The following is a 21981-nucleotide window of genomic DNA, read 5'->3' on the forward strand; positions in this document are numbered from 1 at the left end:
AGGGGCACGCTATAACGGAAAAATATCCTTTTACAATAGCAAGTTGTGCGCGTAATTTCATTAAGAATAAGCTAATGTTTAGGCGATGATTTTAAGACTCTATTCAGATCGCTTACAAGATACATCCATGTTTCTTTAATGTTGGTGCAGTCTAGAGTCTAGAGTATGACTAACTCAGTTCAACGAGATACGGATAACGAACAACAATCGCAACAACAGACATAACCATTAGTGTCTGTGCAGAATAGTAGGTCACCATGACAACTTGTCGTGAAAATATTGACCGTCCTCCAAAGCGTTCGAAAGCCAATACGATGCCAGAGATAATAAAGATAAAGCTTCCGAGCACTGCAAAAGAGGAGGATTGTGTTTTCCCACTCAAATAATACTCGATCGAAGCCCAGCACATAGTCATCAGTACCAATATATAACTAGCAACTGGCCGTTTTTCTTTACCGAGATCCGGTCGGAACAACCAGTAGACGCATATACCGAGTCCGAACAAGGCAATTGGGAGCCAAGGTGTAAAATGCCACGCTGACATGATGGCAAAACCATAACTATAGGAGAGATGTGCAGAGCAAAAGAGCACTAATCCTGTAATGAACTTGTCTCTAGGGAGCATTAATAACACGTCACCAAGCAACGAGAGCGATAAGCCAATCAAAATCCAATGCGCATATGGCATTGGGTAAGCCGGGGACTGAATTAAAATACCAAGCATACAGAGCACTGGTAATGGTTTAGAAACGTAAAAGAGCCATTTAGAGCCTTTACGGATACTGATGATATGTATGAATGCTAATACGACAACAACTAGCCACATAAAGTGTTTTCTCGAACAGACAAAATTATGTAGTACATCACTACAACAAATCAAAACTTAATTAACGAGTTAACTCGTTCTTTGATCTCAATTATTTTTATTTGTGTAAAGCTGGACAGTTGTCTCTTTACTAACCAACACGGCCGATTTTTTGTCTGGAGGGAATCGTTGTTTTTAGAAGCCTCCTCGTTTTGAACGTGATGTGGCTTACAAAATAGCATAAAAAAACGGTATTGTGACTGTTAAGTCACAATACCGTTAAACCCTAGGAAGGGCAGTGAAGAATTGTTGCAGTTATGAGACAGCTAACTCTAAGATTTCTCGGCTACGTTCAAGTGTGATCGCCTGGTTTTCACCTAAAACAGTCATGCCGTGTTTGTTTAGTTGATCAATGATGGCATCGATAGCTTGTTCACGGCTCTCACCATAGTTTTCGAGCTTAGTTGCGACATCAAGTTGATGATAAAACGCTTCGATAGATTCGATTGTGCGCTCTGCTAAATCTTCACCTGCTTCAAGACCAAATACGTTGCGACCCATTTGTTCTAACTTAGGGCGCTTAAACTGCATTTGGTTACGAAGTAACGACGGTTGGACAATTGCAAGAGAACGCGCATGATCAACGCCCCATAGAGCCGTTAATTCATGGCCGATCATATGTGTTGCCCAGTCTTGTGGAACGCCACTACCAATTAACCCATTCAATGCTTGGTTAGCAGACCACATTAAGTTTGCGCGCCACATATCGTCGTCTCGTTCCGCAAACTGTTCTCCGAGTGTTTTTAAAGTTTTCAGCAGTGTTTCTGCGTAACCATCTTGAACCATTGCACCGGTAGGAAGCGTCAAGTATTGCTCACATACGTGCACCCATGCGTCAACAATGCCGTTGATAAGCTGGCGTTCTGGCAGTGTTTTCATTACATCTGGGTCTAACACGGCAAATTTTGGCTGCACTGCTGGAGACATGAACGGAAGTTTGTCTTGAGTTTCTTTTTTAGTGATAACTGCGCCCATGTTTGACTCTGAGCCTGTTGCTGGCAATGTCAAAATTGCAGCTAGAGGCGTCGCTTCAGTGACTTGGTGCTTACCAATCATGATATCCCAACCATCACCATCATACTTTGATGCCGCTGCTACGTATTTGGAGCCATCGATGACTGAACCACCACCTACCGCTAAAATAAAGTCAACGCCATGCTCTTTTACCATTGCGACTGCTTTATCGAGTGTTTCTTTGGTTGGGTTTGGTTCAACACCTGAAAACTCTAGCCATTCATGTGCCTCAAGAGCTTCTGCTACTTGGTCGTACACGCCATTTTTTTTGATGGAGCCACCACCGTATACCACTAAAACTTTTTGGTCGGATGGGATAGCTTCTTTGATTGCAGCGATTTGTTTTTGACCAAAGAAAATCTTGGTTGGGTTTACATAAGAAAAGTTCATTATTAGCCCTCTTGCTTCCAGTGAAGGAGATTGAATACATGCATATTAGTCCTGATTAACGATCGTTAACAGGTCGATTTCTGCAAATAATTTGCCTATTTCTACAAAATTAATGCTCTTGAGCTAGAAAGTTAAAGTCGAGAGGAAGTATAGTGCTCGAAACGATAATAGAGACCAAACTCGTTGGTCATTGATGGAGCACTCTAATGCACACTCTCGCAGATATCATGCAGCAATATGTTGAAAAGCAGGGGCTGCATGACCTAGAAGGTATGAAGAAAACAGCGATAGATGGCGTATGGTTTTATCGCAGTAGCAAAGGGAATCATCGCCAGCCGTTTGTCTATCAGTCCGGCATCATCGTATTGGGTCAAGGGCATAAGAACATTCATATTGGTGATACACCAGTGCAATATGGGCCCGAAGATTACCTTGTTGTCGGGGTTCCCATGCCATTAGAGTGCGAAGCGTTTGCGACAAACAATGAGCCTTTACTTGGCATTTCGATAGATATTTCGCCAACGCTTCTTCATAAACTCGTTAAAAAATTAGAGGCTGAGAAATTCAGTAATAAGTGTCTGGATGCAACCCGTTGCGGCCTTAAGTCGGTACGTATGAATGAAGGTATGTTGGATGCGTGCAAGCGGTTAATGAAAGCAATGTGTAACGAGCTTGATGTCATCATGCTTGGCGAGCTGCTTCTTGAGGAAATTGTGTATCGTACTTTGGTGAGCAAAGAGGGGTATGTTTTATTTGACCTAGCACATCAAGAAGGTTCTTACGCGAGGGTCGCTAAAGCACTAAATCGCGTGCATCAAGCGTATCATGAACAGTTGAACGTACAAGCATTGGCTGAAGAAGCCAACATGAGTGTGTCTGCTTTCCATCAAGCATTTCGCAATGTCACGCTTGAATCTCCGTTGCAATATATTAAGAAAGTTCGACTTAACAAAGCGCGCGAATTGATCCAGTTAGAGGGGAGACGTGTTAATGATGCAGCGAGAATGGTCGGTTACACGAGCCCATCACAGTTTAGTCGCGAGTACAAGCGGCATTTTAATGAAACGCCAAGGTCAACAAAGGCTTAGTGATCTTTATTTCAAAATGGCGACTTTTTTTACCTTTTTTATTAATTTGCGAGTGACATATTTATTTAAGTTATAAAATTAGTTACTGGTGCCAAATAATAGGTACGTTGTTGCAATCATTTAGTGGATTGTTGCGAGGCGGTGTGGAAAACTCGTAAATAGATAGTGTGAAATCACCAACTTGTACTTAAGTTATTTTACGTCGAAATAAAAGTATAGATGCGCTTCGTTTAGCGCATTTAGTATTGTTTTAACAATAACTTAAGGAAGAGCGATTATGCACCTTAAAAACGGCAACGCAGTGAAAAACGTGTTCACACTAAGCACACTCACCGCTTCTTGTCTTATGGCCTTCAATAGCTACGCAGCAGTTGACTGTGCCCCTCTAGAAACTTGGCAATCATCAAAAGTTTATAACGGTGGCGACCAAGTTCAGCATGAAGGTAATGCTTATAAAGCGCGTTACTGGACGCAAAACAATAATCCAGCGCAATCTGGTGAGTGGGGCGAGTGGGAAACACTTGGCGCTTGTGATGGCACTGGACCGGTTGATCCACCTCAGAATGAAGTCCCGACGGTTACTCTGACATCGCCTTCTGCGTCGGCTTCTGTGACTGCGGGTGATGTTGTTAACCTAGCTGCAGATGCGGCAGATACTGATGGGACTGTTAGCAAAGTAGAGTTCTTTGTTGATGGTGTATTAGTTGGTCAGGCAACGTCTGCGCCGTATGCTGCATCGTGGACAGCAACTGAAGGACAGCACGAGTTCTCTACCAAGGCCTATGACGATGCAGGTGCCGTTAGTACGGCAAGTGTTGTGACGTTAACTGTGGCATCAGCGCAACCTGGTAACGAAGCGCCGACAGTGGATGTCGCGCTTTCTGCGAGCTCTATTGACCTGGGTGGTTCCGTAACACTGACTGCAAATGCTACGGATGCGGATGGTACCGTTGCTAAAGTTGATTTTTATGTTGCAGGTGTGCTTGCTGGCACTGCTACAACAGCGCCATACACGCTGGATGTAACCCCTTCACAAGCTGGCTCATTAAGTGTTTATGCGAGAGCAACCGATGATGCTGGAGCAACAGCAGATTCTGCAATTGCGACGTTAACAGTAAACGGCGGCGCAGTGACATCTAATTGTCGTCCTGATGGTCTTTATCAAACAACGGGTGTAGATGTTCCTTACTGTTCTATTTATGACGAAGAAGGCCGTGAGAAAATGGGGGCTGATCACCCACGTCGTGTAATCGGCTACTTCACCAGTTGGCGATCAGGTGACGACCCACAATCGACTTACCTTGTTAAAGACATTCCTTGGGAACAACTTACTCACATTAACTACGCGTTTGTGAGCATTGGTTCTGACGGCAAAGTAAACGTTGGCGACGTAAATGATCCTAACAACCCTGCTACAGGTAAAACTTGGCCAGGCGTTGAGGTAGATCCCGCTCTTGGTTTTAAAGGTCATTTTGGTGCACTAGCAACTTACAAGCAAAAACATGATGTTAAAACGCTAATCTCGATTGGTGGTTGGGCTGAAACGGGCGGTCACTTCGATACGAACGGCGATCGTGTAGCTGATGGTGGCTTCTACACCATGACGACGAATGCGGACGGTTCTATTAATCATGCTGGTATTGAGAAGTTCGCAACTTCAGCCGTTGAAATGATGCGTCAGTACAAGTTCGATGGTCTGGATATCGACTATGAATACCCGACGTCAATGGCTGGTGCTGGTAACCCTTACGACAAAGACTTCATGGAACCACGTCGTCAGTATTTATGGGCGTCTTACCAAGAGCTGATGAAAGTATTGCGTGAGAAACTTGATGCGGCATCCGCGCAAGATGGTATTCATTATATGCTGACTATCGCAGCACCATCTTCAGGTTACTTGCTACGTGGGATGGAAACCTTCGATGTAACTAAGTACCTAGACTACGTAAACATCATGTCTTACGACTTGCATGGGGCTTGGAATGATCACGTTGGTCATAACGCGGCTTTATTCGATACAGGTAAAGACTCTGAGCTAGCGCAGTGGAACGTATACGGCACTGCTGCATACGGTGGTATCGGTTACTTGAACACAGACTGGGCTTACCATTACTTCCGTGGCTCTATGCCAGCAGGTCGTATCAACATTGGTGTTCCTTACTACACCCGTGGTTGGCAAGGTGTTACTGGTGGCGACAATGGCCTTTGGGGCCGAGCGGCACTACCAAACCAAGCAGAGTGCCAACCGGGCACAGGTGAAGGTGAGAAGAACAACTGTGGTCACGGCGCTATTGGTATCGACAACATGTGGCATGATACCGACCCTAAAGGAAACGAAATGGGCGCTGGTTCTAACCCAATGTGGCATGCTAAGAACCTAGAAAACGGTATTTGGGGCTCTTACGCAGCTGCTTACGGTCTCGACCCTGTCAACGATCCTTCAGATAAGTTTGTTGGTACTTATACCCGTCATTACGATAGCGTTGCTGTGGCACCTTGGTTGTGGAACGCAGAGAAGAGCGTATTCCTATCTACGGAAGATAAAGCTTCTATCGAGGTGAAAGCCGATTACGTTATCGATAAAGAGATCGGCGGTATCATGTTCTGGGAACTAGCCGGTGACTACAACTGTTACGTACTGGATGCAAATGGTAATCGTACGGCAGTAGATGCCACTGAACAAGCTTGTGCGGCAGGTAATGGTGAATACCACATGGGTAACACTATGACCAAAGCTATCTACGACAAGTTTAAGTCTGCGACGCCTTACGGTAATAAAGTAGCGACTGGTCCAACACCAACTGAAGCAGTAGACATTACTGTTAGTGTTGGCGGCTTCAAAGTTGGCGATCAAAACTACCCAATTAACCCGAAAATCACGTTTACGAACAACACTGGTCAAGCGATCCCTGGCGGTACTGAATTCCAATTCGATATCCCAGCATCTGCGCCGGACAACGCGAAAGACCAATCAGGTGGTGGTTTGAAAGTGATTGCTTCTGGACATACTCGAGCAAACAACATTGGTGGCTTAGATGGCGTAATGCACCGTGTGTCGTTCTCTCTACCAGCATGGAAAGACTTGCCAGCGGGCGGCACTTACGAGCTTGATATGGTTTACTACCTACCAATCTCTGGTCCGGCTAACTACTCAGTGATTTCTGGTGGTAAAGAGTTTGCGTTCAAGTTTGAACAGCCAGATCTACCAATTGGTGATCTCAATGCGGGCACGGGTGGTGGTACCACTGAACCAGGTACGTGTGATACGACAGGTTTAGTGACATACCCAGCTCTGCCACAAACGGATTGGGCAGGTAATCCAAGCCACGCTAACCAAGGTGATAAGATCATCCACAACGGTGTGGTTTACCAAGCGAACTGGTGGACAGCGGCTGAACCGGGTACAGATGGTAGCTGGTCAACGGTATGTAACATCTAATTATTATGGATTATTTGTTATAGCCTAATGTTTACAGGCACTTAAACAAAAGCGCACGATGATTATCGTGCGCTTTTTTGTTGTGATAGTTTGTCGTTTAATCGAATTGGTAACTTTCGGGTATGACGACAATACCTTTGTCTGAGATTTTAAATCGCTTCGCATCTTCAAGTTTGTTGATGCCAATTTGAGTATGTGGCGGAATACGAACATGTTTATCAACTATGCAGTTGACCAACTGACTTCCTTCACCGACTTCTACGTCATCAAAAATGATGGAATCGACTACCGTTGCACTATCTTGAATGCGTACGTTAGAGGAGATTATGGAGTGCTGTACTGAGCCTCCGGAATTGATGACACCGGTAGCAATGATGGAGTTAATAAAAATGCCTTCATTACCCGTGGCCGACGATACAGTACGAGCTGGTGGAAACTGCGGCTCGTAAGTACGAATCGCCCAATTGGACTGATAAAGGTTCATTGGCGGCACAGGTTCTAGTAGATCCATATTCGCTTCATAGAAGGAATCAATGGTACCCACGTCGCGCCAATAGCAATCTTTATCGACGCGCCCTTTACTGCCACAGAATTGATAAGCGTAAACGGATTCGGTATCAATCAGCTTAGGTATGATGTCTTTTCCGAAGTCATGGCTTGATGAATCGAGTTTTGAGTCTTCTTCAAGCGCTTCTTTCAAAACATCCATATCAAAGATATATATTCCCATAGAAACAAGGCTTCTGGTCGCGCTTCCAGGAAGAGTAGGTGGGGTTTCAGGTTTCTCTATAAACGAAGTAACGAGCCCGTTTTCTGCGGTGCCCATTACACCGAATGCTGAAGCATCCTCTACGGGAACATCCATACAGGCAACGGTGAGCTTAGCACCTTTCTCTTTATGCTCTTCAAGCATTGCGGCGTAGTCCATTCGATAGATATGATCGCCGGATAACACAACCACATACTTTGCATCATTTCGCGATAGCAACCACATGTTGTGATAAATCGCATCGGCGGTTCCTTCATACCATGCACCACCTTTGCGCATTTGTGGTGGAACAGCAGTGATGTACTCGCCTAGCTCTGGATTGAATATCGACCAGCCGTCTCGTAAGTGTTTTTGAAGTGAATGAGATTTATATTGGGTTAAAACAAGGATCTTGCGTAAACCCGAATGTAAACAATTGGTTAGTGTGAAATCTATAATTCTATATTTTCCGCCAAAAGGTACGGCTGGCTTGGTTCTGTCATCGGTGAGTGGGCTGAGTCTAGACCCCATCCCTCCTGCTAAAATTACGGCAAGTGCGTCTTCCATAGTATTCCCTTTCCCTTTTCTGACATGCATCAAAACGGTGCTAACCTGAAGGAGGTGGTATGCAACGCAGAGGTTTTGAAAAGCATGTGCTAATGTGCTTATTAGTGAAAAGTCTACTACAAGAATCGAGCCATAGAATATCTCCTTAAAAATCAAGGAGGTTAAAATTTCACTGTAAGACAACTGCACCATATTAGTGAAGTGCTAAATAGCCCGTGCATCAAATTGGCGCAAAATTGTAGAAAGGAGAAGTCAACAAGTATGGATTTACAATGTAAAGTGGCGACAAAACAAGAAGATAAATAGGGTTTTCTAGCTTAATAACTATCGTCAAACAAGGCTTAGGGTTAGCGTCTTAACTCTAAAGGCCTAAAACAGGCGCGTTGATGTAAGGCAGGAGAGCTTTGTATCAACGATTCAAGAGTAGAAGGCCTGAGACAACTCTTTTCACAGTTGTTGAGAGTGAGTGGATAGGTAAGTAGACCACTCACTCAATGAATATGCTCACTTCACTGATAGCGATACGTTATCACTGCACTAAGAGAGACCGACGATATTTCCTTCATCATCAAGATCTAAGTTCATAAATGCGGGTTTATCAGGTAAGCCTGGCATCGTCATCACGGTACCAGATAATGCATAAACGAATCCTGCACCCGCACACAAGCGCAGCTCGCGGATTGGGACGGTAAAACCAGTTGGTGCCCCTTTGACTGCGGAGTCCGTGGTTATAGATAGTGGTGTCTTCGCGATGCAAACCGCTAAGTTGTTAAAGCCTAATTGCTCAAAATGTTTGAGCTGTTCGGTCGCGATAGGAGTCATTTCTATATTGGTTGCTCCATAGCCCGCTTCACATACTGCCATGAGCTTTTCGAGTAATGATTGCTCTTTGTTGTATAACGGACAAAACTCTACAGGCGTGGTACACGCATCAATAACATGTTGAGCTAGTTCCGTTGCGCCTTGTCCGCCTTGCGAAAAAGCGGTGCTGATGGCTACTTTAACTTCGGGATTAAATTGGTGAATCAGATCTTCAAGAGCTTTAAGCTCTTTCACACAATCTTGTGGAAACTGGTTAATGGCAACGACAGCAGGTAAACCGTATTTATGAACGTTATTTATGTGCCATTTTAAATTTTCAAACCCAGCCTCCAATGCTGCTTGGTCCGGATTAAAAATGGAATCTGGAATAGCCATACCTGGGCGTAAATCGTAGTGTCCAGAATTCGCTTTGAGGCCGCGTAATGTTGCTACGATCACTACACAGTCCGGGGCTTTGTTGGCGGCAGCAGCTTTAATGTTACACGCTTTCTCAAATCCCATATCCGAACCAAAACCGGCTTCAGTTACCGTGTAACCTGACAGTTTTAGCGCAATATCGTCCGCGATAATGGATGAATTTCCATGGGCGATGTTTGCAAATGGACCTGCATGGATCAACGTAGGAACACCTTCTAGAGTTTGCATCAGTGTTGGTGCAATCGCCTCTTTTAGTGTTACTGCCATTGCTCCTGCAACTTGTAGATCTTCCGTAGTGACGGGGTTTCCGTTCAAATCGTACGCTACGACAATTTTCCCAATACGTTGACGTAAATCTTTTAAATCTTTGGCTAGTGCAATGATAGCCATCAACTCGGAAGCCGCTGAAATATCGAACCCTTCGTCACGCTCGAAACCATTGATGGTTTTTCCTGCATCATTGAGGCCAATTTTGACTTTACGTAGTGCACGATCATTATGGTCCATCACTCGTTTCCAAGTAATACTTGCCGTGTCGATTTTAAGTGCTCTTAACCCGGTGCGTGATTCAAAGGCATCATAACCCTCGCGTTGCTCATGGAACAAGCGAGCGTCAAGAGCGGCTGAAGCAAGGTTGTGCGCCGCTGTCACTGCGTGAATGTCACCAGTAAGGTGTAAGTTTAACTCTTCCATTGGAGCTACTTGAGAATAACCACCGCCCGCTGCGCCACCTTTAATACCGAAGACGGGTCCCATCGAAGGTTGCCTTATACATGCAATAACAGATTGATTAAGCTTTGCTAAACCTTGCGCCAGTCCTATCGTCGTAACGGTTTTTCCTTCGCCAAGAGGAGTCGGCGTGATCGCAGTGACGAGTACAAGTTTACCGTCATCATTTGCTTTGAGTCGTTCCAAACATTTTGGGTGGACTTTGGCTTTGTGCTTCCCGTGAGTGTCATACTCTTCGGGCAATAGTCCTACTTTTTCCGCGATAACATCAATAGAAGAAAGTGGTGTGTTTCGGCAAATTTCGATATCTGACTGCATGGAGAATCCCCAAAGTGGCACAGGTAGCGTTGAAAAACTACCTGAGTTATAACGAGTATTATTGTGAGGCAAAGGTCTGCTTGGTGATGGTACTGTTTCGGTTAGGCTTGTAAAGAGTTTACTGCTTCGTATTGTGCGACATACTAACGAAATCTACTCGTTATAGTGCTAGATAAAAACAAAAAGGCCACCAAATGGTGACCTTGATATATTTTTAGCTTTAAAGTTGTCGTTTTAACGATCCCAATAAGTCTCTTCTAAGCTATCTTCTCGTTCAGGAAGCGCTCGCGATAGGCGAGGAGAGTGCTGCGTCAACACTTCATAGCTTACTCGGTTTGCGTATTTACAAATCTGAGAAAGTGAGGAGTAGGTTAAGCATCGTACTTCGTGCTTTTCTGAGTTAGGCACTTCTTTTTGGTGAAAAGAGTTTGCTGCCATGTCATGCAGTAAGGCTGAAAGGGCTGCATCACCTGCACCGTTAGTGTTCTTAATCTCTAGTGGTCCACCAAGGTAAGGGCCGATGTGAGAGTAGACCTTCATTGGGTTTTGACAGTCTTCTTTACGCATCGCACGACTAAACTCGTACTGGTTAAAGGCTTCGAGGGAGCTTTCAAGGATGTCGTGTGTGGTTTCTCGTTTTACTTTCTCGTCGGTGTAACCAGCCATGTACAGACCATTTGGTCCTGCTGTACAAAGTACGAGATCAACCCACTCAAGTGCTTTATCAGCAGCAGCTAGCGGCTCTGTTTCACCTGTTAGCGCCGCACCTTCTTCTTCATTCATAGCGACAACAGAAATGTTTTCGCGAATGTATTCTTGCCACCACTGTGCGTTACCTTCGATAACGTACTTTGTCCCTAGCGTAAGTACAACAGGGACATCGTGCTTCTTAGCAAAGTCGATCGCTCTTTGTACCGCTTTAGGCATTGGATCTTCTTCTTTACCACGCATTAGGTAAGAAGAAACAACCAGGGCTGATGCTTTCTCAAAGATCTCTTCAGGAATGCTTTCCGGAAGTAGTTGATTCATATGACCTTCGTTGATAGCAAATGTACGCTCACCGTCTTGAGAAATTAGGGTGTAGCAGCGACCAATAGGGCCATCTACCGTTTGTAAATGGTTAAGGTTCATGCGTGAAGACGTACGGCAAAGGTAGCGGTAAGCAAAAGAACCGACTTGAATGTTCTTAGACATCACACCGAGCAAAACGGATTTGCTATCGGCTAAAACCGAGTAGTTGTGAAGAGTATTGCCAATCGTGTCACCTGGGTATTGGTGTGTGATCAGGCCTTGCTCAACCAGTTCTTCGTAAAGTGCATCTGCTTTGCTTTCTTCAAGAACGAGCGAATGTCCTTTACTCAGGTTGTATTTCTCTAAAAACGCGTCATCTACACGTGCTTCGATATCTACAATGGTTTGACCGACACCAACAATAGTTGGGCGATATAGCTTAGGTGCCTGTCGGATTTGGTTTACTAATGGATCTCGAGCGTGAGTTGGGAAGTAGTGTTTAGATTTACGCTGACCAGGAAACTTCATGCTTGTTCTTGAGTGAGAAAAAAAAGAGGCGGGATTGTATCACAAAAAAATGAAAATCGTGGTGATTTATTACAAAGAAGTCTGCTCGCTGAAAAAATCAGCGAGCTGAGTAAATAGCAACCAAAGCAGCTGCAATTTATGGCGCTTGTCGTATTGCAATGGGTTGTTTTTTAAACTTGTTGCTCAGCAGCGCCCGGAAAGAGCCTGCTCCGCGCTAACTAAATTTACCCGCGTTACTTTTTCACTTCAGTTGGCTCAACGTAAGCCTTGGTACCCCAAAGTGGGACTGTCGAAAGGCTATGCTTAAAACTACCATCGGTCTCTTTTGTTGTATAAGACAAGTAGAGTAAGGTTTGGTTATCGGCATCATAAATACGGCGAACCTTCATTGTTTTGAAGAAAATGCTTTTTGACTTCTTAAATACAATTTCACCGGACTTACTCTTATCTATTTTTGCAATCATTTCCGGTGTGATTTCGCCAGTCTGACGACATGATATTGAGCTATCACTTGGATCTGCTAAGCTGAAATCCGCTTCGATAGAGGCGATGTGACATGTGACACCTGTTACCACCTCGTCTTTCAACTCACCGACTTTGATGTCTTTCAAAGTAAACCAACCGAGCCCCACGTCAGCAACATCGTTATCTGAACAACCAACTAGAGTAGTAGCAAGCAATGCACTTAACAGCATCTTTTTCATTATTTTTGTCCTTAACTAGGAAAGATATTGATGAAATCTATCAGAGGTTTGCACCTAAAACAAAATTTAGCCACGGAAAGGTCTATGTGCGCTAGGTTTGTTGCGGGCTTCATGCTAATGTACTGCTCTAAACGAAGGTATCAAGATGAATGAACAACAGTTAGCCAGTATCGAGCGTAAAAATACATGGCTGTATGATCTGGTCGAAGTTGAATTTCCGACACCAGAGAGTTTGAAAGGGCGCGATGTCTATTTCAAAACGCTAGAAAAAGCAACGTATCAAGTAGTCGACAAAGACACACTACTGGAAAGTGACTCTGAATTTAACCCCGACGATATTTTTCTGGTCGATTTTCATCGACTGACCATTATGTTCTCTATCTTGCAATCTCAGCGCTGGGAACAGCAGTATGATAAAGATATGATCATTGAATATCTGACACAGATTATCCTCACGCCAGATTTTGAATTATATGTTGGTTTTAAATCAGGAGTCCCAATTGGTGCTGCTATTGTTAGCCATCTCGAAGGAAATACACTCATCTCTGATGTTGCTGTTTCTGAATCAAAATACAAAAGCTCGTTTGTGGCTGATCTGGCTAAAAGACTAAGCACCGAGCAAAAACTGTTAGACTCAGTGGTTATCGAAGACTAACTTACACATCAATGTGCATAAAAAGTAAAGCAAGATGACGTTGGGTGATCTTGCTTAGAAAAACTGTAATTGCTCCCTTCTATTTCCATGAAATGCCAAGCTCGTCGTTTCAACAATCCCAAACTCAAATAAGATTAATCCAAACATTCTTAAAATCAGCTTGGGCTTAAGCCTTTAAGACGTCTGGAGATGGCTATGGCAATTACCAATATTAAGTGCGTGATATTTGACTGTGATGGTACGTTGGTCGACAGCGAAAGACTGTGTTGCCAAGCGCTCGTCAATGTATTTAACCAGCATGGGGCTGAGTTAACGATGGAAGAGTGCGTTTCTCACTTTAAAGGAGGAAAGCTCGCTGACATCCTTTTAGATACTAAAGAATTGAAAGATATCAAAGTTCCAATTGATGTTTTAGAGCCGCAATACCGAGAAGAAGTCCAGTCCCTTTTTGTGCGTCACTTACAGCCGATGGATGGCGCAAAACGATTAATTCAGTTTTTAGATTCGCATAATATCGAATATTGTGTGGCGTCTAATGGACCTAAAGATAAAATTGAATACGCTTTGGAGTTAACCGGTTTACTCGATGCTTTCCGAGGCAAAGTGTTCTCAGCATTCGATGCGAATAGTTGGAAGCCTGAGCCTGATTTAATCATGTACAGTGCTATGAGCATGGGCTTTTTACCAAGTGACTGTCTTTATATTGATGACACGCCTAAAGGAGTTGAGGCGGGATTAAACGCCGGTATCAAAACGGTACAGTTATTTAATGGTGAAGCTATCAATCGTGTTGATGACGAGCGTGTAATTCGCATCCATCATTTAGATGAATTAAAAGAGCAGCTGTGTGGCTGCTCTGTTTGACCTACTAATGGCAAACCGGACTTAAGCTGTGGATGTGCTTAAGTTTAGACTGTAGGTAAGGCGTTTGATGTAGACATTGGATAGATGAGAAGTTTTTTGTATGAAATCCGCAAGCAGCGCATGTGAATTTCTCGCCATCCGATGAAATGAGATATTCATCTCCTTGGCAGAGTGGGCAATTCAGGTTCTCTATGTCTTTTGTGTCTTTGTAATTATTCATATTGTTTTCCAGCAGCAAATTGGAATTGGCAAGATCAAGCATAGCGGAACGCTTTGTTTAAGAACATTATTTCATCCGGTACAGCGAGAACTTGAGATTCACTTCAAATATCCACTTGGATGTCGTAGAAAATATCGAAGGTAATAGTTGAACACGGTTTAAAGAAAAGGGCTCCTTAAGGAGCCCTTGTTGATCATAAGTTCCACAACGTTATGCGGTGCGGTAGCGTTGTAATATCTCACCAAGAGAAACGGAGGCTTGCGTGAGATTAGCGACGCCAGCGGTAGATTGCTCCGCCACTTCTCTGATTGTGCTTGATTGACTACGAATTTCTGAAAGTTCCGATGCAATATCGTTAGCAACTGCGCTTTGTTCTTCAGCAGATGTGGAAATCTGAATGCTCATGTCCATTAATGAGCGTGCTGACTCGGCAATAGAGGTAACATCATGGCCGATTTCATCAATAAGCTGGCTGCTGGTTTGAGCTTGCTGAACGGTTCGGTTGGTGATTGAAGCAATGTTCTGGCTCTCAATTTGAAGCTTCTCAATCATGGCTTGGATCTCTACTGTTGCCTGTTGAGTTCTGCTTGCTAATGTACGTACTTCATCGGCAACCACTGCAAATCCACGACCTTGTTCACCAGCACGGGCTGCTTCGATTGCTGCGTTTAGTGCCAACAGATTAGTTTGTTCTGAAATGGCGTTAATCGTTGTGATTACGTCATTAATCTGCGTCGTATTCTCGTTTAAATTGGTTACTGACGTAGAGGCTTGTTCAATATAGCTAGATAACGTCTCTATCTCGCCAATCACGTTTTGTACACGGCTTCTGCTTAGTTCGATCTTCTGGGCATCTTGGTCTGACTGCGTCGTTGCTTGTTGAGAAATACTTGATACCTCCTTTGCAGAGGCTGTCATTTCTTCCATTGCCGTCGCGACTGAATCAAGCGTTTGATATTGATGAGATATCTGGGTTTCACTCAACTGCATATCTTTTTCGAATGCAGAAGATGTCTCGCTCAACATCGTTGCATTATTTTTAACACTATTAACCAGTTCACTTAAGGTATCCATAGACTTGTCTAGCGCACAGCCGATGGTACCGAATTCATCTCGACCTGGATGAAAACCAAGACGAGAGGTTAAGTCACCGTCACCAATTTTTTCGGTTGTTGTATATAAAACCCACAGAGCTCCTCCGATAAACGTTGCCACCCAGTAAGAGAATAGGGCAAAAGGAATAACCCATAAGAAGCTAAGTAATAGTGACGATAGAGCTGATGATTTTAACGATTCGTATTGTGTGGACACATTTTGAGTCAGCTTAATAACTTCTCCAGAATGCAACTTGGCATAAGCGGTCACAGACCCATCGACAAAAGAACTCTCGCTTACGCGGTTCGATTTCGATACGCCGTCAATTTCTGTAGCGCGGTTTGATTGAGCATCAACGATACCAGAAAGCTTCGCTTCGCTCGCCGAGATGGCTTGCTGCTCAAATTGTTGTATTTCATTGAAGTAGCGGCTTCCAGCCACTGAAGTGAGGGCTACTAAAAATAGTAGGAATATAACCCACATTTTGTCGTTGATAGACATCTTGATAAACAGCCTGTCTATCGTTCTAAACTCAACTTCTCTCATTTAAAGCTCCATTAGAGATAAAAGATATTGACCAAATCTATTGCTATATCGAAACAAAATATGCGAAGTTAATCAGCAAAATATGTAACGAATACTAAATTTAGTTTAAGAAATGAGATCTAAGGACGCCTATAACAGTATGTTATATCTTTAAATTGACATGAATGTTGATAAAAGAGTCATTTCTCTAAAGTGTTAAGTGGATATGAAACCTAATTGCAATCGTTTACTTTTGATTATGCTCATAGGTTTTTAAATCTTTACTTCTCGCTGTCATGAATGTGTCATATAAAGACTATAAAAAGGAGTTGCTGATGTGGATATGGCAAGAGCCAGGCCGTCAGCAAGTAAAAGCAAGAGAGCTTAAAATAAAGGAGGTCACAATGAGCGACCAATACCAAAACGATGAGAGCCTAGAGCTGCTAGATGCGCTTGAAATTGGCATTATCTTGTCGGAATACGTTGGCTCAGACAACGAAGCCGAATAGCGGAACACTCTCATCTCGTCGTAATTGACGTTATACTAGGTTCATGTCACACCAAGCCCTAGAGGCCAAAACTGGCGTCGAATGAACTTTCTAGCCCACCTGCATATCGCAGAACACAGTAACAGCCATTTATTGGGAAACTTGCTTGGAGACTTCGTAAAAGGAGATCCAAGCAAGCTGTATGATCGCGATATCTCAAATGGCATCAGATTACATAGATTTGTTGACCGTATTACTGACCATCATCCAATCGTCAACGAATGTAAGCCTCATTTCACTGGTGTTGCGAGACGTTTTGCACCTATCGCTTTAGATATGTTTTGGGATCATTGCCTCGCAAAACACTGGAACGACTTTCACTCCGTGTCTCTCGAACACTTTGTAAAAACGGCATACGAGAGAGTAAACCGAGAGGTTCATGAACATTTGCCGCCACGTTTTTTGGTGCTCCACAGCAGAATGTGGCATGGCCGATGGCTTCAATCCTATCAAGATCTAGACAATATAGAATTTGCACTACATCGGATGTCGCAAAGAAGTCCTAGGATGGCAGACTTAACCACAACATTTAAAGTGATTGAAAGTGATTACACCGAATTAGAAGAGAAGTTCTCGTCACTTTATCGAGATGTTTTGCGCCAGTCGTATGATTTTCAGCAACAGCTTAATGACTCAACTCAATGAGATAGAAAAGTAGTATGGCTTTAGGGGCTCTGGTAAACTCTGCGCTCCAAAAATAATGAGGTTACACATGTCTGTTAATTTTGCTGATTTAGGCATCGAACAAAAGCTAATCGAGACGCTAGGCAATCTAAATATCGTGACGCCAACACCAGTGCAAGAAAAGTCAATTCCACACGTCCTTGCAGGAAAAAACTTACTTGCTGCTGCACAAACTGGTACGGGAAAAACGGCTGCGTTTGGTTTACCTATCATACAAACCGTTCAGCAAAAGAAACTTAACGGCACACCTCAAGCATTGATTTTGGTTCCAACACGCGAGCTTGCACAGCAGGTATTTGATAATTTGAATCAGTACTCGGCAGAAACAGAACTTCGCATCGTGTGTGTTTATGGTGGTACAAGCATTGGCGTACAAAAGAGAAAGTTAGAAGAGGGCGCTGATATTTTGATTGCCACGCCAGGCCGCCTTTTGGATCACCTGTTTAATGGTAACGTAAACATCTCTAAAACCGATATGCTCGTGTTAGACGAAGCCGACCGTATGTTAGATATGGGATTTTGGCCTGACTTGCAGCGCATCTTCCGACGTTTGCCTGCTGAGAAACAGATCCTATTGTTCTCTGCGACATTTGAGAAGCGAATCAAAACTATTGCGTATAAACTCATGGAATCGCCAGTTGAAGTCGAAGTTTCACCAGCAAATACGACTGCTGAAACGGTAACACAAATGGTTTATCCAGTGGATAAAAAACGGAAACGTGAATTGCTAGCGTACTTAATTGGCTCGCGGAATTGGCAGCAAGTGCTTGTATTTACAAAAACGAAGCAAGGCAGTGATGAGTTAGCGAAAGAGCTCAAGTTAGATGGCATCAAAGCGGTTTCTATCAACGGTGATAAATCACAAGGTGCCCGCCAAAGAGCTTTGGATGAATTTAAACAAGGTAAGGTACGTGCTTTGATTGCAACCGATGTGGCAGCACGAGGGTTAGACATTCAAGAGCTAGAACAAGTCGTGAACTTTGATATGCCATTCAAAGCAGAAGATTATGTCCATCGAATTGGCCGCACTGGAAGAGCAGGAAAGTCAGGTTTGGCGGTTTCTCTGATGAGTAGAGATGAGGAGTACTTGTTGCAAGCTATCGAGAACCTGCTTGATCAACGCTTACCCCAAGAATGGCTGGCAGGTTTCGAACCAAGTCTTGTAGAAGAAGTTGAGCCTGAACAAAATGGGGGTGGGCGTCGTCGTAGTCGTTCATCTGAGAAGCGTAAGCTAAAAGCAAAATTGGCGATTCATAAGAATCGTGGTAAATCACGTAACTCTCGCTAAACCGCGCAAACTTTTGTTCTTACATAGTCAGGCTGTTTTTGCCTCTTCATAGACGTCTAACGTCTGGGGGATAGCAAGTAGGTACCCTTGATACATATCGAAACCGAGCTTTTTCATTAAGCGAAGTTGATGTTCGGTTTCAATTCCTTCGATAACGGTTTTAGAGCATAACGCTTTTGCGAGTGATAATGCATCGTTAAGCGCTTTAAAATCACCGTTTTCATACCTTAGCAATAAAGAGCGATCCATCTTGATTATATCTGGGCAAACGCTTCTCACTCGCTCAGTTGTCGATGCATTGACGCCATAATCGTCAATCGCTAATTTAAATCCTTCAAGACTTAACTCCCGAGCAGCTTGAGACAAAGAGAGTTCATCCTCCACCTTCAATTCAAGTAACTCCATGACGATTTGTTCATTCATCAAATGCGATTCATAAATGGTTTGTTTTAGCAGTCGGTTATAAGTGATGTCTTTAACTAGTATCTCTGCCGCTACCGGTAATACATTGAGAAACAATTGTTTTGTGTGAAAGCGAGACTGAGAGAAATTTTTGATATGGATTAGGCGACTTAAGCGTTCAACGTTGAGCAAATCTTGAGTGGGAGTCGCTTTGGATTGGAAAAACTGATCTGGCCTAACCATGGTGCCATTGGCATTGCTAATTCTTACCAGTGCTTCAAGGCCAACGATGGAAATATCGTTCTTATATATGGGTTGAAAGACACTGCGGAGAGTGAAGTTCGCGTATTTCGCAATATACTGCCCGTCGGCTTGTTTCCGGATGCAACTAAGTAGTTGCGAGATGCTCATCATTGTTACCACAACCTAAATCAATGTCTCAACATCAGCGTTATCGCGCTAATTTTTCTATTTCATTGGCAATGAATCTAAGTGTGCTCATTAACTCAAGCAAGAACGATGGTAATGGATGGGTAGTTTTGTCGAGTGATATCAAACAAATTGATGAAATAATTGATAATCTCAGCACTTCAATTTGATGCTACCATTGCAGTACGGCATACAACTGCAAATATTTTCTGACTAACTGCTGTTTGTTCGAACGCCGTAAAGGATGCCCAAACTTAATGTAACAAGGGCTAATACCGAATCGAGTGTCCAACGATTGCGTGAGTTGCGACTCGCTGGTGTACAGTGTGATTCCTTGTTCTGTGTATTCGTTGATCTGATCGGGTAGTTCCCCCATCCACCAATGAAGCAATTCTCGGCTCGTTTTGCTGCGACTTATCCAATGATCGCAAACCAAAAAGAGTAGGTCATTAGGCTGTAAGGCATAGCCATATTCACTCTGCCATTCGGTAATTGATGAGAGTAAGTTTTCCCGGCAAGATTTTCCGGCACTGACCATATGGTGACTCAGAACCCAGACAGTGCCGATGTCGGATGAAATTCGATAGTGATGGGGAAGGTCTGGAGAATCCAACACTTCGATTGGCTTTATCACGCAGTTGTATCCAAAGTGACGAAAAGTATGTTCCATCCTTCTTGAAAACGCGAGACCAAGATGATGCTCACTCATGCCTTGGTTATGCACCGCAGGGTAATGCTTTTCACACAGCTTAAGACAGTCGTCTTGAAAATCATTAACACTTTGAATAACTAGGTCGAGTAGCAAAGAATATCCCTTAATAATTACAAAACGAACTGCAAAAGGTTAGCATAGTCTTTTGAGAATAGACTAATTTACTTCGGCAACTTCTTGATCTAAACACCAAATTTCTCACAAATGACCGTGTCTAATCTTTAATAGAACAACACGAAAGAAGCAGAAGTTGAACAAAAATTTGAAAGGGAAAAAATGATAAAGCTAGAACGCGCACAAAAAGAGGCGCTGGCCACCGCCATTCAAGATTACATGCAAGACGAGCTAGATGTTGAAATTGGCCAGTTCGATAGTGAGTTTCTAATTGATTTTATTACAGAAAAACTAGGGCCAATTTACTATAACAAGGGTGTTGAAGATGCTAAGTTACTGGTTGAACGCAGAATGTTAGAAGTTTCCGAAGAGCTGTATGAGATAGAACAAGAAATTAAGCTGTAAGTTTCAGTTTTACAAACGATTTAAAGTTCCTTCAAAAAATTCGAACAACTTGATAGATACGGTACCATTGGCTGGATGTAAATGATGGTAAATAATCTGTTTCATATGACGTAAATAGGTTAATGTAGTGTTTCTTGCTCAGCATTAACTTAGGAATATATCTAGGAACTTGAGATGGATACACTGGTAAAGAATTACAACCTTACTGCACGCGTGATGCATTGGTTATCAGCGCTGTGCATTATTGGTCTATTTGCAGTGGGTTTGTGGATGGTCGACCTTAGCTATTACAGCGAATGGTATCGAACTGCGCCGCATTACCATCGCTCTGTCGGTATTTTACTCGCTATTTTAACTTTGGCACGCATCGTATGGAAACATGTGACGGCGTCACCAAAGGTAGAAGGCAAACGTTACGAAGTGCTTGCTGCTAAAGCAGCGCATGGTGTCATGTACCTACTATTGGTCACCATCTTTGTTTCAGGTTACCTCATTTCAACGTCTGATGGACGCGGCATCGAAGTGTTTAATTGGTTCACCGTGCCAGGAGCGGGAGAGTTATTCCCAGGCCAATCAGATATTGCAGGTGAGATTCACTTCTATGCAGCTTGGGCAGTCATCCTGATTGCAGGTTTACATGCTATTGCTGCACTAAAACACCACTTTATCGATAAAGACAACACATTAAGAAAAATGTTAGGAGCTTCAAAATGAAAAAGTCACTTTTCGCTACAGGATTAGCTATCGCTATGGCACTGCCATTTGGTGCGCAAGCTGCAGATTATGTCATCGATACCAAAGGTGCTCACGCTTCAATCAACTTTAAAGTTAGCCACTTGGGTTACAGTTTCATCAAAGGTCGTTTCAATACATTTTCTGGTGACTTTTCTTTTGATGAAAACAACATTGCTGACTCAAAAGTAAATGTTGTTGTTGATACAACCAGCCTAGATTCAAACCATGCTGAACGTGACAAACACATTCGTAGTGGTGACTTCATCGATGCTGGTAAATACAGTGAAGCAACCTTTACGAGCACAAAAGTGGTTGATAAAGGCAATGGCAAACTAGATGTAACTGGTGATCTAACGCTACACGGTGTTACTAAGCCTATTACTATTGAGGCTGAATTCGTTGGTGCTGGCAGTGACCCATGGGGCGGCGAGCGCGCTGGCTTTGTTGGCAACACTCGCCTAGAGCTTGCTGACTTTGACATCCCAGTAATGGGTGCTTCAAGCTACGTCGATATGGAACTTCATATCGAAGGTATTAAGAAGTAATTAGTTCCTTTTAGATACACTAAAAGCGCTCTTCACTTGAAGAGCGCTTTTTTATTATCTTAATCACATCACTAACATCGATAAACCAGTCAGTGATAGCGATTGAAAGCCAATAGACGT

19 protein-coding genes are annotated in these 21981 nt (G+C 43.3%); 10 read left to right on the plus strand and 9 right to left on the minus strand.

Features of this window, described 5'->3' with window-relative positions; all coding sequences use genetic code 11:
* Positions 1-169: 169 nt before the first annotated feature.
* Positions 170-826, minus strand: a complete 657-nt coding sequence (locus tag R7E29_RS08060) for a lysoplasmalogenase (RefSeq protein ID WP_005376394.1) — start codon at positions 824-826, stop codon at positions 170-172.
* Between the two features lie 294 nt (positions 827-1120).
* The gene (locus R7E29_RS08065; RefSeq protein WP_047103556.1) at positions 1121-2269 is read right to left on the minus strand and encodes an iron-containing alcohol dehydrogenase; all 1149 of its coding nucleotides are present in this window, start codon (positions 2267-2269) and stop codon (positions 1121-1123) included.
* A gap of 206 nt (positions 2270-2475) precedes the next feature.
* Here R7E29_RS08065 and R7E29_RS08070 point away from each other — a divergent pair, with 206 nt between their 5' ends.
* Both R7E29_RS08070 and R7E29_RS08075 read left to right on the plus strand, forming a co-directional pair.
* Positions 2476-3357 (plus strand): AraC family transcriptional regulator, encoded by an 882-nt coding sequence (locus R7E29_RS08070; protein ID WP_005386077.1) that lies wholly within the window; start codon positions 2476-2478, stop codon positions 3355-3357.
* Between the two features lie 277 nt (positions 3358-3634).
* A complete protein-coding gene (locus tag R7E29_RS08075; protein ID WP_136977116.1) occupies positions 3635-6796 on the plus strand; it encodes a chitinase C-terminal domain-containing protein in 3162 nt (1053 codons plus the stop codon).
* A 97-nt stretch (positions 6797-6893) separates the two neighbouring features.
* On the opposite strand, the gene glgC is transcribed toward R7E29_RS08075, so the two are convergent.
* The 4 genes from glgC to R7E29_RS08095 all read right to left on the minus strand — a co-directional run bounded on the left by glgC (position 6894) and on the right by R7E29_RS08095 (position 12640).
* Positions 6894-8111: a glucose-1-phosphate adenylyltransferase gene (gene glgC / locus R7E29_RS08080; protein WP_033906540.1), complete on the minus strand. Its 1218-nt coding sequence runs from the start codon at positions 8109-8111 to the stop codon at positions 6894-6896.
* 537 nt (positions 8112-8648) lie between these two features.
* Positions 8649-10397: a formate--tetrahydrofolate ligase gene (locus R7E29_RS08085; RefSeq protein WP_104976103.1), complete on the minus strand. Its 1749-nt coding sequence runs from the start codon at positions 10395-10397 to the stop codon at positions 8649-8651.
* Positions 10398-10631: 234 nt separating this feature from the next.
* A complete protein-coding gene (locus R7E29_RS08090) occupies positions 10632-11936 on the minus strand; it encodes an inosine/guanosine kinase (RefSeq protein ID WP_005376376.1) in 1305 nt (434 codons plus the stop codon).
* Positions 11937-12169: 233 nt separating this feature from the next.
* Entirely contained in the window at positions 12170-12640 is a 471-nt protein-coding gene (locus tag R7E29_RS08095) for a CreA family protein (protein WP_005397614.1), read from the minus strand.
* A 145-nt stretch (positions 12641-12785) separates the two neighbouring features.
* Between R7E29_RS08095 and R7E29_RS08100 the strand changes: the two genes are divergently transcribed.
* Positions 12786-13295: a hypothetical protein gene (locus R7E29_RS08100; RefSeq protein WP_005386088.1), complete on the plus strand. Its 510-nt coding sequence runs from the start codon at positions 12786-12788 to the stop codon at positions 13293-13295.
* 195 nt (positions 13296-13490) lie between these two features.
* Entirely contained in the window at positions 13491-14159 is a 669-nt protein-coding gene (locus R7E29_RS08105) for an HAD-IA family hydrolase (protein WP_047103569.1), read from the plus strand.
* 430 nt (positions 14160-14589) lie between these two features.
* On the opposite strand, the gene R7E29_RS08110 is transcribed toward R7E29_RS08105, so the two are convergent.
* Positions 14590-16020 (minus strand): methyl-accepting chemotaxis protein, encoded by a 1431-nt coding sequence (locus R7E29_RS08110; RefSeq protein ID WP_005376380.1) that lies wholly within the window; start codon positions 16018-16020, stop codon positions 14590-14592.
* Between the two features lie 314 nt (positions 16021-16334).
* Here R7E29_RS08110 and R7E29_RS08115 point away from each other — a divergent pair, with 314 nt between their 5' ends.
* The 3 genes from R7E29_RS08115 to R7E29_RS08125 all read left to right on the plus strand — a co-directional run bounded on the left by R7E29_RS08115 (position 16335) and on the right by R7E29_RS08125 (position 18519).
* Positions 16335-16508, plus strand: a complete 174-nt coding sequence (locus R7E29_RS08115) for a hypothetical protein (RefSeq protein ID WP_017820948.1) — start codon at positions 16335-16337, stop codon at positions 16506-16508.
* Between the two features lie 81 nt (positions 16509-16589).
* Positions 16590-17192, plus strand: coding sequence for an ACP phosphodiesterase (locus R7E29_RS08120; RefSeq protein WP_053303599.1), 603 nt, complete (start codon positions 16590-16592; stop codon positions 17190-17192).
* A 67-nt stretch (positions 17193-17259) separates the two neighbouring features.
* Positions 17260-18519, plus strand: a complete 1260-nt coding sequence (locus R7E29_RS08125; protein WP_054576003.1) for a DEAD/DEAH box helicase — start codon at positions 17260-17262, stop codon at positions 18517-18519.
* A gap of 27 nt (positions 18520-18546) precedes the next feature.
* Here the strand turns inward: R7E29_RS08125 and R7E29_RS08130 are convergent, their stop codons facing one another.
* Positions 18547-19335, minus strand: a complete 789-nt coding sequence (locus tag R7E29_RS08130; protein ID WP_054576002.1) for an EAL domain-containing protein — start codon at positions 19333-19335, stop codon at positions 18547-18549.
* A 187-nt stretch (positions 19336-19522) separates the two neighbouring features.
* Positions 19523-20155 carry a hypothetical protein gene (locus tag R7E29_RS08135; protein ID WP_005376385.1) on the minus strand — a complete coding sequence of 211 codons (633 nt, stop codon included), beginning with the start codon at positions 20153-20155 and terminating at the stop codon, positions 19523-19525.
* Positions 20156-20338: 183 nt separating this feature from the next.
* On the opposite strand from R7E29_RS08135, the gene R7E29_RS08140 reads away from it, so the two are divergent.
* The 3 genes from R7E29_RS08140 (at position 20339) to R7E29_RS08150 (ending at position 21861) form a co-directional block, all read left to right on the plus strand.
* The gene (locus tag R7E29_RS08140) at positions 20339-20581 is read left to right on the plus strand and encodes a DUF2164 domain-containing protein (RefSeq protein WP_042520836.1); all 243 of its coding nucleotides are present in this window, start codon (positions 20339-20341) and stop codon (positions 20579-20581) included.
* A gap of 174 nt (positions 20582-20755) precedes the next feature.
* The gene (locus R7E29_RS08145) at positions 20756-21295 is read left to right on the plus strand and encodes a cytochrome b (RefSeq protein ID WP_005390157.1); all 540 of its coding nucleotides are present in this window, start codon (positions 20756-20758) and stop codon (positions 21293-21295) included.
* Positions 21292-21861, plus strand: coding sequence for a YceI family protein (locus tag R7E29_RS08150; protein ID WP_017634178.1), 570 nt, complete (start codon positions 21292-21294; stop codon positions 21859-21861). The genes R7E29_RS08145 and R7E29_RS08150 overlap by 4 nt, the downstream gene beginning before the upstream one ends.
* Positions 21862-21981 lie beyond the last annotated feature (120 nt).

It is taken from the genome of Vibrio sp. Vb1729, assembly GCF_033338655.1.
GTDB classification, from domain to species: Bacteria; Pseudomonadota; Gammaproteobacteria; order Enterobacterales; family Vibrionaceae; genus Vibrio; species Vibrio alginolyticus.

Coding starts and splice junctions, on each gene's coding strand:
- R7E29_RS08060 (WP_005376394.1), bottom strand. CDS start 826: ATGTGGCTAGTTGTTGTCGTATTAGCATTCATACATATCATCAGTATC.
- R7E29_RS08065 (WP_047103556.1), bottom strand. CDS start 2,269: ATGAACTTTTCTTATGTAAACCCAACCAAGATTTTCTTTGGTCAAAAA.
- R7E29_RS08070 (WP_005386077.1), top strand. CDS start 2,476: ATGCACACTCTCGCAGATATCATGCAGCAATATGTTGAAAAGCAGGGG.
- R7E29_RS08075 (WP_136977116.1), top strand. CDS start 3,635: ATGCACCTTAAAAACGGCAACGCAGTGAAAAACGTGTTCACACTAAGC.
- glgC (WP_033906540.1), bottom strand. CDS start 8,111: ATGGAAGACGCACTTGCCGTAATTTTAGCAGGAGGGATGGGGTCTAGA.
- R7E29_RS08085 (WP_104976103.1), bottom strand. CDS start 10,397: ATGCAGTCAGATATCGAAATTTGCCGAAACACACCACTTTCTTCTATT.
- R7E29_RS08090 (WP_005376376.1), bottom strand. CDS start 11,936: ATGAAGTTTCCTGGTCAGCGTAAATCTAAACACTACTTCCCAACTCAC.
- R7E29_RS08095 (WP_005397614.1), bottom strand. CDS start 12,640: ATGAAAAAGATGCTGTTAAGTGCATTGCTTGCTACTACTCTAGTTGGT.
- R7E29_RS08100 (WP_005386088.1), top strand. CDS start 12,786: ATGAATGAACAACAGTTAGCCAGTATCGAGCGTAAAAATACATGGCTG.
- R7E29_RS08105 (WP_047103569.1), top strand. CDS start 13,491: ATGGCAATTACCAATATTAAGTGCGTGATATTTGACTGTGATGGTACG.
- R7E29_RS08110 (WP_005376380.1), bottom strand. CDS start 16,020: ATGAGAGAAGTTGAGTTTAGAACGATAGACAGGCTGTTTATCAAGATG.
- R7E29_RS08115 (WP_017820948.1), top strand. CDS start 16,335: ATGTGGATATGGCAAGAGCCAGGCCGTCAGCAAGTAAAAGCAAGAGAG.
- R7E29_RS08120 (WP_053303599.1), top strand. CDS start 16,590: ATGAACTTTCTAGCCCACCTGCATATCGCAGAACACAGTAACAGCCAT.
- R7E29_RS08125 (WP_054576003.1), top strand. CDS start 17,260: ATGTCTGTTAATTTTGCTGATTTAGGCATCGAACAAAAGCTAATCGAG.
- R7E29_RS08130 (WP_054576002.1), bottom strand. CDS start 19,335: ATGATGAGCATCTCGCAACTACTTAGTTGCATCCGGAAACAAGCCGAC.
- R7E29_RS08140 (WP_042520836.1), top strand. CDS start 20,339: ATGATAAAGCTAGAACGCGCACAAAAAGAGGCGCTGGCCACCGCCATT.
- R7E29_RS08145 (WP_005390157.1), top strand. CDS start 20,756: ATGGATACACTGGTAAAGAATTACAACCTTACTGCACGCGTGATGCAT.
- R7E29_RS08150 (WP_017634178.1), top strand. CDS start 21,292: ATGAAAAAGTCACTTTTCGCTACAGGATTAGCTATCGCTATGGCACTG.